12 protein-coding genes and 3 pseudogenes are annotated in these 15823 nt (G+C 66.0%); 9 read left to right on the forward strand and 6 right to left on the reverse strand.

The annotated features are described in order from the left end of the window. Positions 1-262 precede the first annotated feature (262 nt). Both BS83_RS44930 and BS83_RS02260 read right to left on the reverse strand, forming a co-directional pair. On the reverse strand, positions 263-703 hold the full coding sequence (locus tag BS83_RS44930; protein WP_157596782.1) for a transposase family protein: 441 nt from the start codon (positions 701-703) through the stop codon (positions 263-265). Positions 704-851: 148 nt separating this feature from the next. After that, a complete protein-coding gene (locus tag BS83_RS02260) occupies positions 852-3335 on the reverse strand; it encodes a poly(ADP-ribose) polymerase family protein (protein ID WP_157596784.1) in 2484 nt (827 codons plus the stop codon). Positions 3336-3738: 403 nt separating this feature from the next. Here BS83_RS02260 and BS83_RS02265 point away from each other — a divergent pair, with 403 nt between their 5' ends. Both BS83_RS02265 and BS83_RS02270 read left to right on the forward strand, forming a co-directional pair. Continuing rightward, a complete protein-coding gene (locus BS83_RS02265) occupies positions 3739-4752 on the forward strand; it encodes an NAD(P)-dependent alcohol dehydrogenase (protein WP_037600000.1) in 1014 nt (337 codons plus the stop codon). A gap of 237 nt (positions 4753-4989) precedes the next feature. Beyond that, positions 4990-5532: a hypothetical protein gene (locus BS83_RS02270; RefSeq protein ID WP_157596786.1), complete on the forward strand. Its 543-nt coding sequence runs from the start codon at positions 4990-4992 to the stop codon at positions 5530-5532. 3 nt (positions 5533-5535) lie between these two features. Here BS83_RS02270 and BS83_RS02275 read toward each other — a convergent pair whose 3' ends face one another. Continuing rightward, positions 5536-7041, reverse strand: coding sequence for an MFS transporter (locus BS83_RS02275; RefSeq protein ID WP_157596788.1), 1506 nt, complete (start codon positions 7039-7041; stop codon positions 5536-5538). Positions 7042-7831: 790 nt separating this feature from the next. Between BS83_RS02275 and BS83_RS44935 the strand changes: the two genes are divergently transcribed. Further along, positions 7832-8512 carry a hypothetical protein gene (locus tag BS83_RS44935; protein WP_157596790.1) on the forward strand — a complete coding sequence of 227 codons (681 nt, stop codon included), beginning with the start codon at positions 7832-7834 and terminating at the stop codon, positions 8510-8512. Here the strand turns inward: BS83_RS44935 and BS83_RS02280 are convergent. Together BS83_RS02280 and BS83_RS02285 are read right to left on the reverse strand one after the other, a co-directional pair. Continuing rightward, entirely contained in the window at positions 8452-8847 is a 396-nt protein-coding gene (locus BS83_RS02280) for a nuclear transport factor 2 family protein (protein ID WP_051942461.1), read from the reverse strand. The genes BS83_RS44935 and BS83_RS02280 overlap by 61 nt on opposite strands. A gap of 848 nt (positions 8848-9695) precedes the next feature. Next, a pseudogene (locus BS83_RS02285) lies at positions 9696-9961 on the reverse strand (transposase); the annotation flags it as partial. Here BS83_RS02285 and BS83_RS02290 point away from each other — a divergent pair. The 6 genes and pseudogenes from BS83_RS02290 to BS83_RS02310 form a co-directional block, all read left to right on the forward strand. Then, positions 9936-11606, forward strand: coding sequence for a response regulator (locus BS83_RS02290; RefSeq protein ID WP_157596792.1), 1671 nt, complete (start codon positions 9936-9938; stop codon positions 11604-11606). The pseudogene BS83_RS02285 and the gene BS83_RS02290 sit on opposite strands and share 26 nt — an antisense overlap. 267 nt (positions 11607-11873) lie before the next feature. After that, positions 11874-13178, forward strand: coding sequence for an ABC transporter substrate-binding protein (locus BS83_RS02295; RefSeq protein WP_037600002.1), 1305 nt, complete (start codon positions 11874-11876; stop codon positions 13176-13178). A gap of 373 nt (positions 13179-13551) precedes the next feature. Next, positions 13552-13785 (forward strand): hypothetical protein, encoded by a 234-nt coding sequence (locus tag BS83_RS44940; RefSeq protein WP_157596794.1) that lies wholly within the window; start codon positions 13552-13554, stop codon positions 13783-13785. Further along, positions 13782-14015, forward strand: coding sequence for a hypothetical protein (locus BS83_RS41250; protein ID WP_051942467.1), 234 nt, complete (start codon positions 13782-13784; stop codon positions 14013-14015). Before BS83_RS44940 ends, BS83_RS41250 begins: the two co-directional genes overlap by 4 nt. An 87-nt stretch (positions 14016-14102) precedes the next feature. Further along, positions 14103-14360, forward strand: coding sequence for a hypothetical protein (locus tag BS83_RS41255; protein ID WP_051942469.1), 258 nt, complete (start codon positions 14103-14105; stop codon positions 14358-14360). Between the two features lie 236 nt (positions 14361-14596). Further along, a pseudogene (locus BS83_RS02310) lies at positions 14597-15354 on the forward strand (IS630 family transposase); the annotation flags it as partial. 135 nt (positions 15355-15489) lie between these two features. On the opposite strand, the pseudogene BS83_RS43315 reads toward BS83_RS02310, so the two are convergent. Then, positions 15490-15801, reverse strand: a pseudogene (locus tag BS83_RS43315) (transposase family protein); the annotation flags it as partial. Positions 15802-15823: the final 22 nt, after the last annotated feature.

Raw genomic sequence — 15823 nt, forward strand, 5'->3', positions numbered from 1 at the left:
GGTGGTGCCGGGCGGTGACGTCCCTCCAGGGTGGTTGCCGCAGCGTGCGGTGCACAGCGGGCTGGTGGGCCTTGACCACGAGCACGTGATGGGCCTTTTTCTCCTCGACCAGGAACCGGGCGTGCGTGCGCTGGGTGTGCAGCGTATCCGCGGTCACGACGACCCCCTTCCAGGTCGAACGGCACGAGGAGAGCCGCGAAGCGGGTGATCTTGTTCGTCTTGTCCGGCATCCGTAACCGCGTCACGGTTCGCTCGGTGCCGGTCATCGCGGCGAGCAGGTGGGCGGCGGGCGGATCACCGTGCCGCGAGCCGCGGCTGCTGTTGCCGTCGACCGCGAGGGTGTCCGCCGCGAGCGGGTCGCCGCCGGGTGAGGTCTGCCGGGCCACCTGGGCAGACGGTGCCGATGACCCGGCGGATCGTCGAGGTACTGGACGCGAGGCACACGCCGAGAACGCCGACGGCCCGCGCCGAGCCGGGACAGGGTGTGCTGTGGGGCTGCGGCGGCCCCCTGTCCGATCGCCCGGAAGGAACGCGCCCCGGCGAGCACCGCCGAGGCCGCGACCAGCAGCACGCTCACCAGCGGGTGACGCTGGCCGCGCCGGTCACGCGGATCCGGCAGCGATGAGAGTCGATCCACCAGACCAGTGCCCCATGCGAGTCGACGCACGGGTGCAGAGCAGGGGGCGGCAAACTGCCGGCACATCGAAACTTCAGGTTGGCACAGGCGACTTGGCGGTCACCTGCCCAACCGGAGTTTCGCTGCTTCCGACACGGCCCTGCCAGCCCAGGACCCACCCCACCGACCTGCAGAACCACATGATCACCAGGACTTTGAATCAGCCCTTGCATGTCTACTCGAGGAGATTTACTACGATGTTCGTAGCTTTGTCTCTGCAGCTGAAGAGCTGGCCGGTATAGGAATCCGTGGAGATTTCGACGAAAGCATCGCCGTACCTGCCGAAGAACTTCCCCCAAAATTCCTTTCGCATCGCAGAGACTTTATTCGGATCTTCCTCCGCCGCCACGGTCAGCTCGATCTCGTCATGTGCCTTCCTGACAAGGTGGACGTTCCTGTATTCCTGCTCGTCGTCCTTGCCGTGCCCCTCGTCGCCAGCGCCGGGATCGGAGGGCAGACTGATGTCGTCGATGGAGTGCATCCGCTTCCCGCTTCTGATCCTCTTCCTTTCCTCCGGAGTTGCCTTCTGCCATACCTCCAGATCGTCTGTCAATTTCTCGTGTGCATGGATTGCGAAGGAACTGCCACCTTCCGCTTCCGGGCTTGGCGTCATGCCCGGTGCCTCGCCCAAGGGGTGCCCGTAGCTACCCGCGGAGAGGAACTGAGCGCCAGTCAGATTCACGGGCTCCCTGGCTGCATCGCCCATGGGGCCGGTGTACTGAGTCACCTGGATATTCGGCACGTCCGATATCTTGTAGCCTCGGTCCTGAAGTTTGGCCGAAGCGCGGTACAGGTCTTCACTCGTCGCCCGGAAGTGCCCAGTCGTGTGTGTGAGGCTGAGAATTACTCCGTCGTCCCCGATACTGATGTGTCCACCCGCTTCGACGTTCCTGGCCCTTACCGGCGAGGAGTGGTGCATCGTTTGCACGTACCAGTCCACCCCAGAGTTTCTCAATTCATTTACAAGGTCAAGAAGGGCGTTCCCGTCCGAAGCCAGCTCTCGCTCCTCTGAAGATCTCTTGCCGTCCTTGTATGTGGTGATTATGACTTTTCGCTTGTTGATCAGGTAGACTTTCTCGTCGCTGGACATCACCCAGATGTAGGACCCCGGATGAGGTATCTTGTTCGGCTGGTCCTTGCTCCTGACGATCCTTCCTTCATTGGGCTCGACCTCGAGGAGCTCTGCGGTCAATTCGTCGCAATAGTATGTCGAGACCCGGTTCCTGGACTTTTCGTCGCCAGTCATTTCCTGTATCTTGGGTGTCTTTGAACTTCTTTGCTCGCCCTTGTAGGCGTCCTTCATGGTGAGCCTGCCGGATCCAGCGGGTTCGTCCGGAATCGAGCCGAACGGGTTTTGCGCCGGATACACGTTCCCCGTGGGCGGGATTGGACTGAATGGCTCTTCCTTCAAGGCCTTGACCTTGGCAGTCCATCCGGATTTGTCCGCGTGGAGCTCATCCTTCTTGTCAAGGATTCCGAAGGTTTCTATCGCCTCTTCATTGAATACAATGAGATAGTTCGGTTCTTTTACATACATCGCACTGTAGCCGTTCTGGCGCGCCCAGCTATTCCAGTATTCCGGATTATGTACGTCCGTGGGAATCCCACTCGCCCCCGCCGGAACATCGGCCACGAGGTGCTCCCATGTTTGCCCGGTAATCTGGCCGAGCACGAGAACGGCATGGTCGTTGTTCCATTTGCTGACCGCCACCGGACCCTCGCCACCGGAGCCTCCCGCCCGATCCAAGGCGGAAGTAAAAACATCGGTCCGGGAAGAAAATTTTGCTGCAATCTCCGCATTGGGAGTCAAATAGACACCCGCCCCGTATGCAGAGCTGTCGCCAGAGGGCCTGAGGCCCTCCTCCTGAATCTTCCGAATCGCAGCGTAGTTCGTTCCATGATAAAGGAGCCCCATGCCCAGCATCGCGTTCTGAGAAGCTATCCAGACAGCTCTCTCGCCCTCGGCTCCGTCCTGAGCGTAGAAATAACGCCCCGTATTCGGATCGGAAAGGACAGTGATGTCCCCGTAGCCCATGGCTTCGGCCTGACTGCGCAGCCTCACAAGTTCTTCCGATGCTTCCCCGGCCGCCCCCATGGCAGATTCGGAACGGGACTTCGCCGCCGTGAGATACAGCTCGTACTCCTTCGACACCCACTTGCTCAGCCGCAAAGTGAGATTATAGATGTCCGTGAGCCTTTCCAGCAGAACATTGATACCTTCTCTGAAGGGTTCCGCGTACGGACTTATCTCCGACGGGCCTTCCTGGCCGTCTTGAATGTAAGTGACATAGTCGGAAAATTGACTGTTGGCAGCTTCGACGTCCCTCCTGAGTGCGCCCAGCTCCTTCCAGAAGCCGAGTACATAGGCCTCGAAGGCAAGGGAGGACTTTTTCAGGGTCGTATCGCCGTCGACCTCGAGGCCGTAGAAATACCTTTCCATCGCATCGAAATATGCCCAGAAGTAGGAGGCCTCGGGCCCGGCCGCAGCCAACGTTTCTGCTGGCTTCATTCTCAAAAGTGCCGCAGGCGCCGGAATCAGAGTATTGCCGCAATTCGAGAAAGTCGCAAGAAAAGCTTCTGTGTCACGTTCAAGATCTAGCCACTCGTCGCGGATCTGATTAATGATCATCGATTCCTGTTGGCTGTCCTGGAACACCATGCATCACCGTCCAGCTGGGCTGTGGGGCATCGAAGAGACTCTGCACGCCTATTTGTTGAATCACGTGGGGCCTGCAAGCAGTACCCAAACGGCCATTTTGTCGCACCACTCCCCATGTCGCGGGAGCTGACAGGCGATTGTCCGGGAAGGGTTTCTTGCCCGATGGTTCAAAGTTCTGAGAAGCCCGCGCGGGCGCCACGGTCGCGGAGAGCCCCGGCGGTGCGGCCCTGGCGGTCACTGACCCCGGCTCCGGCTTCCCCCGTGCCGCTCCAGGCCGTGCGACCGGCCACAGGAGTCGGTTGAACAGGTTTCCGGGAACACGGCCGGTTTCAGGGCGATGTTGCCCGAACCTCCTGTGCATGATGGTGCTCCATGACTCTCGACCGTCACCAGGAGGCCGCGCATGACTGTCCACGTCCGTGCCTACGCCGCGGTGGGCCCCAAGCAACCGCTGCAGCCCACGGAGTACGAACTCGGTCCGCTCCATCCCAACGATGTGCAGATCCAAGTGAGCCATTGCGGCCTCTGCCGCAGTGACCTCGATCAGATCGACAATCGCTCTGGCACGGTTCCCTATCCTCTCGTTGCCGGACATGAAATCATCGGCATGGTCAGCGCGGTCGGCTCAGCCATCACGCATCTCCAAGCAGGACAGCGTGTGGGAGTCGGGCCAATCTGCAGCACGTGTCTCAGTTGCCAGTACTGCGCGGACGGCCGGGACAACCTGTGCCGGAAGATGGAGTTCACCATCGGCGGCGGACGTCGCGGCGGTTTCGCCAGCGTGGTGCAGGTGCCGGCCCCCTATGCCTTCCCGATCCCGGACTCGCTGGCGCCCGAGAATGCCGCACCGCTCCTTTGCGCCGGCGTGACGTCGTATGCGCCCCTCCGACAACACACCAGCGCGAACTCGCACGTTGGCGTCATCGGTATCGGCGGACTCGGACACCTGGCACTTAAATTCGCCGCCGCGCGCGGCAGCGAGGTCACCGCGATCTCCAGCAGCGCCAGCAAGAACGACGCAGCGCGCCGCTTCGGTGCACATCACTTCGTCGTCAGCTCGGATCCCGAGCAGATGCGTAAGGCTGCTGGTTCGCTCGACTTCATCCTTTCCACGGTCGACGTGGACCTGAACTGGCTCGATTACCTCAGCCTCCTGCGGCCGGACGGCAAGATCTGCATCGTCGGCGCTTCACTGGGGCCCATCAATGTACCCGCCGGCCTGCTCATCCTGGGTCAGTACGCCTTCGTCGGCAGCGCCGCAGGGGGCCGGGCTGTCTCGGCAGAGATGCTCGAGTTCTCTTCACGTCACCGCATCTGGGCCGAGACGGAGACCATGCCGATCGCGGAAATCAACAACGCGATCGAGCTCATGCGCAGCGGCAAAGCACCGTTCCGCCTCGTGCTCGCTCACGAATAGAAGGAAACTCGGAGGCCACAGTCGGCCCACAGCGGCCCTTGCGCCGCTCGCTGAAGGTAACGAGCTCTTCCCGTCAGGGCAGTATTTCCTCCCCTTTGGGATGGGCTTTCGCTCTGTGCAGGCGTATTGCGCGCCCGGTGGGTAGGCGCGATGCAGGTATTCCAATCGCCCTGCGCGGTGAGTCATGAATCCGTCACCGCACGCCCTCACACGTCTGGGAGGCGGAGAGTCGTATCGGTGCAGGATGAGCACTACGTTCGGCCTGCCAGACAGTACAGCTCGTGGAGCCTGCCGGGATATCTCGCGCCCAACAAAAATCTGCCCTACGGCCCCATCCTCTGGGGACACCTGTGGGCCGGCTGCGCGTCTGCATCCGTCGTGACGTTCCTGACAGCCCTGATAGCAACGCTCTTTGTTCGGGGCGTGCTGCATATCCCCGTCTTCGACGGCCGGCAACAAGCCTCGGCGCATGTGACCGGGGGCTACCTGGCACTGTGCTTGGCTCTCGCCACCGTGGCCGCCGCTGCTGTGCTGACGCTCTTGCTGAAGGCAGTGCCCCGGCCTCTGATGTTCTTCGAATCGATCACTGCTCTCGTTGCGATCCTCGTCGCGCTCACACCCTTCGTCACCGACAGTCCGCAGAACGTCAAGATTGCCAGCGCCCTGGTCTATCTGGTGCTCGGACTCGAGATCATGCTCCTGCTGTCAGGAGCCGCACAGGCTGTGCTGGCACAGGTGATGAGAATCAAGGTGATCCCACCCAGCAGTGAAGCCGGGTGACGTTCACGGCGCGACCTTGGCCGCCCGGAACCTACTCCCACGGCCGCGCCCGTGGCGGAGGTGAGTGATGATCGCGGTCGCGACGAGCAGGGGAATCAGCCCACACAGGACCATCGCTGCCCGAGCACCCATGTGTGCACAGACCAGGCCCGTCACCAGGGCAGAAGCGGGGTAGGTACCTTCCCAGCCGAGCGTGAGCAGAGCCATGACGCGCCCGCGCATCGCCGGGTCGCTGAGGGTAAGCGCTGCCGTGGTGCACGAGGGGTAGATCGTCCCTCCAGCAAGGCCCAGCGCCGCCAGGAGGCACACGAATACCCAGGGGGAAGGAGCCAGCGCTGTGGTCATTTCCAGGATGCAGAAAACGGCCACAGCGGCAACGGGAGGGTCCAGTGTGCGGTGTCTGCGTCGTGCGATCAGCACCGAGCCTGCGAGAGCCCCCGCGGCGAGAGCGGTGTTCATCAGGCCGTACCACTGCAGGCCGGAATGAAAGACGTGGTAGGCGAAACCGGGGAGCACGACGGAGAAGTTGTAGCCGAACGTTCCCACGGCCGCCGCCAGCAGCAGAACCCGAACCAGCCGAGGCCGGCCGGCGACATCGTGCAGTCCCTCGCGAAATCCCGCTCGTTGCCGGTCTGCCGATGAAGGCGCCGGGTGGAGCTCGGCGGTACGCAGGCCGAGCAGGGCGGCCACCACCGCGACAAAGGAGGCAGCGTTCGCGGCGAAGGCCCAGCCGATGCCCACCGTTGTGGTCAGCAGCCCCGCCACGGCCGGGCCGACGAGGCGCGTCGTCTGGTAGGTGGCCAGCGTCAGGCCCACCGCACTGGCCAATTGCTCCTCACCCACCAGCTCCGGCACGAAGGCCTTCCGGGCCGGTGCCTCGACAGCGCACACCAGTCCGAGCCCGAATGCCAAGGCGTACACTTCCCAGATCTGGACTACGCGATAGAGGGTCAGCATGGCGAGGGTTGCTGCCAGCAAGCCCAGGCAGACTTCGCAGACCAACAGTAGCCTGCGCTTGTCGATCCGGTCCGCCAGCCCTCCACCGGCTACTGCCAGCAGGACGATGGGCAGGAACTGCAGCGCGAGAGTCACTGCCACGTCCGTGGTGCTTCCGGTGAGGGTGAGCACCAGCCAGCTCTGGGCGATCCGCTGGATCCAGTCGCCGATGCCGGACACAAGCCGTCCCGCGAGATACCACCGGAAGTTGCGCGTCCTCAAAGCCGCAAAGGCCGCCGCACGGTCGGAAGGGCGGCCCCGCAGGGTCCGGCCAAGTCCTGGCAGGCTCGGAGCCGCTGTCTTCGACATCGCCATGGTCTCCTCAGGAGCCGCGTGGGCCCAAGCCGACTGTACGCAGGGAAGGTATCCGGCCGTGTTCTCATGCCAGTTGCCCGGACGGCCGTGCTTACAGGCATCGGCCGTCGATTGACCGGCACTGAGCTGCGTTGTCCCGAGCTCGCGCCGGGGATCGATGAGTTCGCCGAGGTTGTCTGCTGGTCGACGGATCAGCACGCGTCGGCACCTATGGCGACGAGGACAGCGTCCTCGAGGAGGAGTCGATTACGGACGTCTACGTGCGGACGCCTACGGACCCGCAGTCCCTCGGTCGCCTGCACCGTGGGCGCGAAGGCGCGCTCCGCGCAGCTCGATCGGTCTTCGGAGCGCCCGGCGGTGTCCTGACGGGGCTGATGCCCAGCGGAGGAGTCAGCCTCCGGTCGGGGGGCTGCGTCCCCCTCCTTCGACGGATATGTCATGCCGTGTACTTGGCAGTAGCTTGTGCATGCCATGATCACCCAATGGGGGAATCCCCGCTGGGTGAATGACCACTCAGATGTGCGCAGGCGGCTGCGCCGCAGGCGAAGGAGGCTTCGCGGACCCGCCCTTCCGCACTAAGGATCCCCCGCCAGACGGCACGGCCCACCACCGAGATTGAGGGCTTTCCTTCAGCGCTCTCCTTGCCGAGCACGTCGAGTCAGGGCGTCCGAGAGGCTCTCATCCGGCTCAGCGGGATCACCGACTTCTCGGGCGACACGCTTTTCCTGGGGCGGCCTGCCGAATACGACGTCAACCGGACCCCACCAGCGTGGACGACGGGCTGATTCAGCTCCAGGCCGGTCGCAGCACCCTCATGAGGACAGTTGATACCGGACGCAACGCCCGTCTCATGGCCAAAGCACGGGGAGGGGGCCGGGCCGCACGTAGCGGAACTTGTCGACCAGTCAGTACTTCGGCTCAACACGACCCCCTCGCACCCGTGCCGCCTGCGGCTGCGGCACCCCGAACCCGCAGGAGGAGCAGCATCGTGGATTTCCCCGCCAACTCCCGGCCCGGTGTCATCCCGGCCGGTCGTACCGCGATCGGCGACGCCGACGCCGCGAACCTGCTCGGCCTCTCCCTGACCATGTTCCGCCACCGCAGGCTCTATGGTGTCCTGCCGCCCACCCTCTCGCGGCCCGGCGCTCGCATCCGGCTGTGGGACCTGGACCAAGTCGCCGCTTATCTCTGCGGCCAAGCCGTCCCCGCACTGCCCAGTGTGGAGGACCTGCTCGACCTCCTCGACGGCAACGCCGCCCGCGACGCTCTGCCCGAGAACCGCCGGCCCGCCAACGAGACCTGGCACGCCTGGCTGGCCGCTGGCCATGGACCAGCTCCAGATCAGACCTTCCACATCAATAACCTCTCCACCACTCCCGCCCCCTCCAAGCCCTACCCCGGAGCGCCCTATCGTCTTCGCTCAACCGTCCTGGCCTGGGACGCCCGCGGTTCAGCCCCCGGCGGCGGCGAACAAGCCGGTACCCCCGCGCAGACCCGGCACCGGGCACCACGTCAGGATGATCAGGCAAGTCCCAGGGTGGACCTCCCCGGACCGCGCACGTCTGGGGGTGGCGGCGTGGGCGGGCCTGTCATCCAACAGGCGGCCGATCAAGATGGCCAGGAGCGAATGGGGGGTGAACCCGGGGCAGGGGCCGGCAAGAGCGTGTAGCGGATCGTCTGAGCCCGGATCAAACCCTCACCGAAGACGAGAGTGTTGACGCCGCGGTGGGCCCGGCTGACCTCGGATTGGGCGGACCACTCCAGGAAGAGCACATCCTTGGCGAAGGTGGTGGTCTTCAGGTGCCATTTCGCGTGGGGCAGGTCCAGGAAGAGCCGGATGAAGGCCTGGCGAATGCCCCGGTGTCCGTGGCGAACGCTGGTACGGGTGACGGACACCGCGTCCTCGGCGAAGTTCGCCACGATGGCGTCCAGGTCCTCGGCGAGAAGTGCCCTGACATGGCTCTCGAAGACTTCTTGCGGCGCGCGGGCTGCGATACGTGGCACGAAGTCCCCTCCTGGTCGGGCAAGCGCCGGCGCCACCGCGGCGACCGTCCTTCGTCGGGACCGATCGCCCTTCGTGTGGGTGGCGATCGCGTCGCGTGCGCCGTCGGCCCGGCCGGGCAGCAGGGCGCCCGCGTCAGGCCGCTGCTTCCGTGGCGGCACTGAATTAAAGCTACTCCTGAGTAGATGACAAGCGTCCCCGCCGAAAGGCGGGGAAGATCATGCCCAAGGTGGGATTCGACCGATTTCTTCGCATACTTCAGCCGAATCGCAGTTCATGGCCTCGCGAAACGCTATGAGGTGGGTGCGGCGTGTTGGGCCACCGCACCCACGACATGTGCCCCTGGCCGCCCGACCGGGAGCACAGCTCCGGGGTGTAGACCCGGCATCGGGGGAGAGGAAGAACACCCCTGGGCGCTCGTGTCGCGTGGGCGCCTGACATCAGGCTGCACGATGTACTTTCTGGTGCCGTGCCGGACGCGCGGGGCAAACGAGTGGATCACAACCCGTCATTGTCCTCGGACTTCGGTGAGCCGTGCGGCGGCCCTGGCCCGGACGGCTTGGTCGAGGTGGAGGGCCGCGATCGGGCATGCGGATGGGGCTGCTCTCGGCGGCGCCTGAACCGCGTGACCGTCCGCTCTCGACGACGGTGAAAACCCGTCGCCGACAGCTCGGGTCGCGCCGACGACCCGAGTGAGTACGGAATGACCGTCGTGTAGAGCGCTTCGCATTGTCGCGCCGGGAAGCCGGAAAAGGCCGTCAGGGTGTGCCGAGCAGGTTGGCGACCGCGTCGGGCCGCGGTCACGTCCGCTGGCGTGGTATCGACGGCCAGTCGGTGATCTGGTTGCAGGTTATGCGGTGAGGGCGGTCGGGTTGGTGTCGTCGGTGGGTTCTCCCTCGATCGGGTGGAGGCGGCAGCGGCCGAGGATCTCGGAGTCGATGTAGCGCCGTTGCTCGGCCCATTCGTCGCTCTGCTCGGCCAGGACCGCGCCAACCAGTCGGACGACGGAGGCCCGGTCGGGGAAGATCCCGACGACGTCGGTGCGGCGGCGGATGTCTTGTTCAGCCGTTCCTGCGGGTTGTTGCTCCAGATGCTCTTCCAGACCGTGCGTGGGAAGGGCGCCCACAACGACGAAGCCGTATCCCCAGCCAACCGGTCACCCGGTGACACCGGGACGCTCACCATCCACTTCGCGGTCCGCGACACTGGCGCCGGTATCCCCGCGGAGCGCACCGCCCAGCTGTTCCAACCTTTCGAGCAGGCCGACTCCTCCACAACCCGACGCTTTGGCGGCACCGGGCTGGGCCTGGCCATCAGCCGACGGCTGGTCGACCTCATGGGCGGCACCATCTGGGTGAAATCCACACACGGGCACGGCTCGACTTTCCACTTCACCGTCCCAACAAGGGAAGTCCCGCCGTCACAGCGACGCCCGCACGCGCCACCACCCGTGATCTTGCGGGGCAAGCGCCTGCTGGCAGTGGACGACAACCCCACCAATCGCCAGATCCTGGCCCGCCAGGCCGGCAATCTCCGAATGGACGCTCGCGTCACCGGATCACACCGGCAAGCACTGGCCTGGATCCGCGACGAAATGCCGTTCGACGTCGCGGTCCTGGACATGCACATGCCTGACATGGACGGTGTCACTCTCGCCCAGCAGATCCGCCACCACCGCCCCAGTCTGCCGATGATCCTCCTGTCCTCCCTCGGAGGGCCCAACCTCGCCGCCGAACAGCGGGTCCTGTTCCACGCCTGCCTGTCCAAACCCGTCAAATCCACACACCTGCAGACGAGCTTGGCGCAGGCCCTGCAGCCCGAGGCGGCAGCCGAACACAGCGAGCAGATCAGGTCGGTCACACCGTCGGTGCCCCCCGACACGGCGCCGCTGCGGATCCTGCTGGCCGAGGACAACCGCGTCAACCAGCAGCTCGCTCTGCGCATGCTCGAAAAGATCGGCTACGAGGCGGTGGACCTCGCCAGCGACGGGGCCCAGGCCTTGGAAGTCTTGCGCCACAAAACCTATGACGTGGTCCTCATGGACGTCCCCATGCCTGCCATGAACGGACTCGAAGCCTCCCGAGCGATTCATGACCGATGGCCGGAGGACCAACGCCCGCGGATCATCGCGCTGACTGCCAGTGCCACCCGCGAAGACCACGAAGCCTGTATCGCGGCCGGCCTGGACGACTACCTCACCAAACCCCTCACCATCAAAGCCCTACAGACCACCCTGGCCCGTTGGATACGCGGGCCGGGCAGCGCCCCCTCCGGCTCGCGGGACGCGCCCTCACACCCCGACCCGTCCGCCACCGGCGCGACCGGCCTGACCGGCTCAACCGCCGCAGACGGGCTGATCGACTCCCTCGGCGCGCGCGACACGGCGCGGCTGATCGACGCGTTCATCGACGAGGCACCCAACGTGCTCAGCGAACTCCGCCGAGCCATGCACGAACACGATCCCGAACGGATCGGCCGAGCCGCGCACACCCTCGGATCCACCACCCAGACCTTCGGCCTGGAACAGATCGCACGGCTGTGTCAGGCCCTGGAAACCCTCGCGGCACACGGTGCCCCCACCTCGGCCGCACACCTCCTCGACGACATCGACGCGGCCTGGCCGGCCACCCTCGAGGCACTGCACCGGATGCGGCTCGCGATCTTGCCGGACCAGCCGGAGGCCGCTCGCGACAGACACGGAGCACCCGGCCGAGCCGCACCGCATCCCATCCACGGACCAAGGAACTCGTCGCAGGACTGATGTCGTCGCCCGTCTGCCACCGTGACCCCCCGGGCTGCGGTCCGAGCGGCCCGGCGTACCGGCCTCTGCGGTGGTCGAGCGTGGGCTGCAGCCGTACGGTGGGACGTACCTCCAGGTCAGCCACACGAGGAGCCCGGTCGTGACACGAAGAGCGGTGCACGTACTGGTGGGTAGATGCGAGGAGCCCGTGCCCCGCCCCCATGGGAACCGGCCTGACCGATCCGAAAGGCGGCCGCCCGGCCACCCCGCCGGCTTGGAGGCCTTCCCATGAACAAGCGCCTCGGGGCCCCCGCGGCCCTGATCATCCTGATGCTGGTCGCCACCGGCTGCACCGGCCCCGCACGATCACACGGCGGCGAGGCGGCAACCACACCCGGGGTGACCGCCACTACGGTCACCATCGGTAGCCACCAGCCGCTGACCGGGCCGGCCTCGGCCGGGTACAGCGAGATCCCCCGAGCCTCCAAGGCGTACTTCGACTACGTCAACGCCCACGGCGGCGTCAACGGTCGCGAGATCTTCTACGAGTACCTGGACGACGCATACAACCCGGCCAACACCCCGGTCCTGGTGCGCAAGCTGGTCGAGCAGGACAAGGTGTTCGCCATCTTCAACGGCTTCGGCACCCCGACCCATCAGCAGGTCGTCGACTACCTCAACGCGCAAAAGGTGCCGGACCTGTTCCCCGGCTCCGGCTGCACCTGCTGGAACGACCCGGTCAAGCTGCCGTACACCTTCGGATACACCACCGACTATCGGCGTGAGGGAAAGATCCTCGGCTCCTACGTGGCAAAGAGCTTCCCGGGCAAGAGAATCGCCTACTTCTACCAGAACGACGCCTTCGGCCAGCAGGGGGTCCAGGGACTGGACAGCGAGATCCCGGCCTCCCAAGTCGTCATCCGTCAGTCCTACCAGCTCGGCTACAACAACATCACCCCCCAGGCCGAGGCCATCGCCAACGCCAAGTCGGACGTGATCGTCTGCTTCTCCATCGCGGCCTACACCGCGCTGCTGCGCCTGGCCCAGCAGAAGATCGGCAACACCGCGCGACTGGTCGTCTATCAGGGAGGCTCCGACCCGGCGACACTCTCCAGCCTCCTGCCGTCAACTGCACTGAGCGGGAACACGCAGGGCAACCCGCTCATCCAGGGCATCATCACTGACGCGTGGCTCACGCCGCTGTCCGACACCTCCAGCAGCTGGAGCCTTCTGATCAAGAAAATCCACGACACGTACCTGCCGACCCTGCCTCTGGATCAGTACGTGGAGATCGGTGTGGCGAGCGCGTACACCTTCGTCCAGGCCCTGCAGCAGGCTGGAAGGAACCTGACCCGTCAGGCGCTGGTCGCGGCAGTGGAACGCGGCCAACTCTCCCCCGGATTCGGGCTCACTCCCTTCGACTACAGCCAGACCTCGCACGGCGGCTACACCGGCACCCAGATCGGCGTCATCAAAGGCAACGTGATCGTCCTCCAAGGCCCGCCCCTGACTACCGACGACGGCACGGGCCCCGTGGTTCCCTACACGGCCCCGCAGGCACCGGCTCCCGCCGACGGAATCCCCGGCCCATGACCCCGCTGCCCGGGCCAACCAGCTCGGTCGGATCGGCGGGGTACGGGGCCGGGGCGCTGCATTGGGCACTGTATTGATCCGACGATGACCTCAGGCGTCGGGCAGTGGGCCGGCCGGCGCCAAATCCGCGCAAACACCATGGCAGGACGAAAAGGCCATTGCAGAGCGGTAGGAAGGCCTACCTTCGAGACCGAAGATCAGGAGTGCTCATGGCGACTGCAGTCGACCCCGACAGGTCACAATGGGACGTCCTCGTGCTCGGGGCGCTGCGGCCGGTGAGAACGCCGCGCAATACGCAACCCAGTTCTCCGGGCTGGAGTCGGTCCTGGTCGAGGCCGAGTTGCTGGGAGGCGAGTGCTCGTACTGGGCGTGCATGCCCAGCAAGGGACTGCTGCGCCCGGTCGAGGTGCTGAACAGCGCGCGGCATCTGCCCGGCGTTTCCTCGCTCGTGGGCCGCTCCGGTCCCGACGTCGATGCGGTGCTGGCCCGCCGGGACGCCATCATCAACAACCTGTCCGACGCCGGCCAGGCGAAGTGGGCGCCGGACACCGGAATCGACGTCGTGCGCGGCTCGGGCGGCTCGCAGGAGAACGCTCGGTCGAGGTGACAAAGCCGGACGGCTCGGTGCGCACCATCACCGCCCGGCACGCTGTGGCCATCGACACCGGACCCACCCCCGCCGTCCCGGACGTCCCCGGTTTGCGCAATGCGCGACCATGGACCTCCCGTGACGTCACGCAGATGCACGAGGTTCCGCAGCGCGTCGCCGTGCTGGGGGCGGAGTGGTGGTTCGCGAGGCTGCTACCTGGCTGCGCGGCCTGGGGGTCGCCGAGTTGACCCTGATCCACCGCGGCTCCGGCCTGCTCAACAAGCATGAGCCGTTCGCCGGCGAACTGGCGGGGAGAAGAACTCCAGAACACAGGGGTGCATTTCGCGCTGGGCCGCACCGTCGTCAGTGTGTACCGGGACCAGGTGACCCAGGCGGGCACCGGGTTCCCGCACGGCGGTCCGGTGGCACTGAGAGTTGCCAACGGCGCGGAGCTGACGGTGGACGAGATTTTCGTCGCGCTGGGCCGCACCCCGGGCACCGGCGACATCGGCCTGTCCTCCGTCGGGCTGCCGGACGGCGGCTACCTCGCCGTCGACGATCAGCAGACCGTCAAGGGCGTGTCAGGACAGTAGCTCTACGCCATCGGCGACGTATGCGGCCGGGCCCTGCTCACGCACATGGGCAAGTACCAGGCCCGGATCGCGGGCGAGATCATCGCCGCCCGGGCCAACGGCGGCAGCCCGCCGGGCGGATCGCCGCCGAGCTGAGCACGGCGGAAGCCCATCGAGCCGTGCCGCAGGTGACATTCACCGATCCGGAGGTCGCTTCGGTCGGGCTTATCGAACGCCAGGCTCGCGAGGACCAGGACCAGGACCAGGTGTGGACCGGTGCGCGGGTGGCCACCTTGATCGGCAGGAAGTTCCACGTCTCCTACAGCGTCTCGGGCGCCACGCGCCTGATGCACCGCCTCGGATTCACTCCTCAGGTTCCGGCCCGCAGGGCCGCGGAGCGCGACGAGCAGGCCGTGGCGGCGTGGAAGGAGGCGACCTGGGCGTAGGTAAAACCACCAGGGCGGCCTGCGGCGGGTTCATCTGCTTCGAGGACGAGGCCGGGTTCACGCGCAGGCCGCCGACCGGACGGACCTGGGGGCGGTGCGGGGTCACCCCGGTCGTGAAGGTGTCCGGCCGCCGCTCGGGGAAGGTGTCGGTAGCCGGGCTGATCGCGATGCGTCCAGGCTCGCGCACGAGGCTGTGTCACCGGCTGCGCAGGCACACCGGGCACAAGGGCGAGCGCCGCAGCCTGTCCGAACGCGACTACATCGACTTGATCGATGGGATGCACCACCTGGTCAAGGCCCCGCTCGTGCTCGTGTGGGACCGGCTGAACACGCACGTCTCCCACGCGATGCGCGACCTGGTCGAGGCGCGCGAGTGGCTGACCGTGTTCACCCTGCCCGCGTACGCGCCGGAACTGAACGCGGTCGAGTACCTGTGGGCCCACGTGAAGCACAGCCTCGCGAACCTCGCCAGCGTCGCGCTCGACCACCTGGAAGCCCTCGTGCGCAACCGGCTCAAACGGCTTCAGTACCGCCCCACCGTCCTCGACGGGTTCCTCGGGCGCCTCGGACGGTTTTGCCGTCGACAGCCAGCGCACGCAGAGGTTGCCCGTCCGCAGCGTGTGTCGGTTCCGGCTTCGGTCGGCGAGCCAGGTGCCGATCGCAGCGTCGAGGGCGTCGCCGTCGACGCGCTGCAGGAGGCGGCGCACTGTGGCCCCGGCCGGGGCGACCGGCCCAGTCGGCTCGCGCAGGGGCCCGCCAAGTGAGGTGAGCACGGCCGGCGGTGCGTCGGAGACCCACTCCGCGATCGCCGTCAGGGACTTCGCGCCGGCGAGAACGGCACATGCGGCCAGTGCCAGGACGAAGGCCAGGGGATGGCGACGGCCAGCAGCCCGGCGCGGATCGGGTACGGCCGCCAGACGCTGGAGCAGCCCCGGATGCTCGCCGGGAGCGGGCGGTGACGCGGTGGTGAGTTGGCGCAGGCCAGTCGGGATGAGCGATGATGATCTGGCAGGCACGGTCTTCCGTTGCGGTGATCAG

Origin of the sequence: Streptacidiphilus rugosus AM-16 (genome assembly GCF_000744655.1) — a bacterium.
GTDB classification, from domain to species: domain Bacteria; phylum Actinomycetota; class Actinomycetes; order Streptomycetales; family Streptomycetaceae; genus Streptacidiphilus; species Streptacidiphilus rugosus.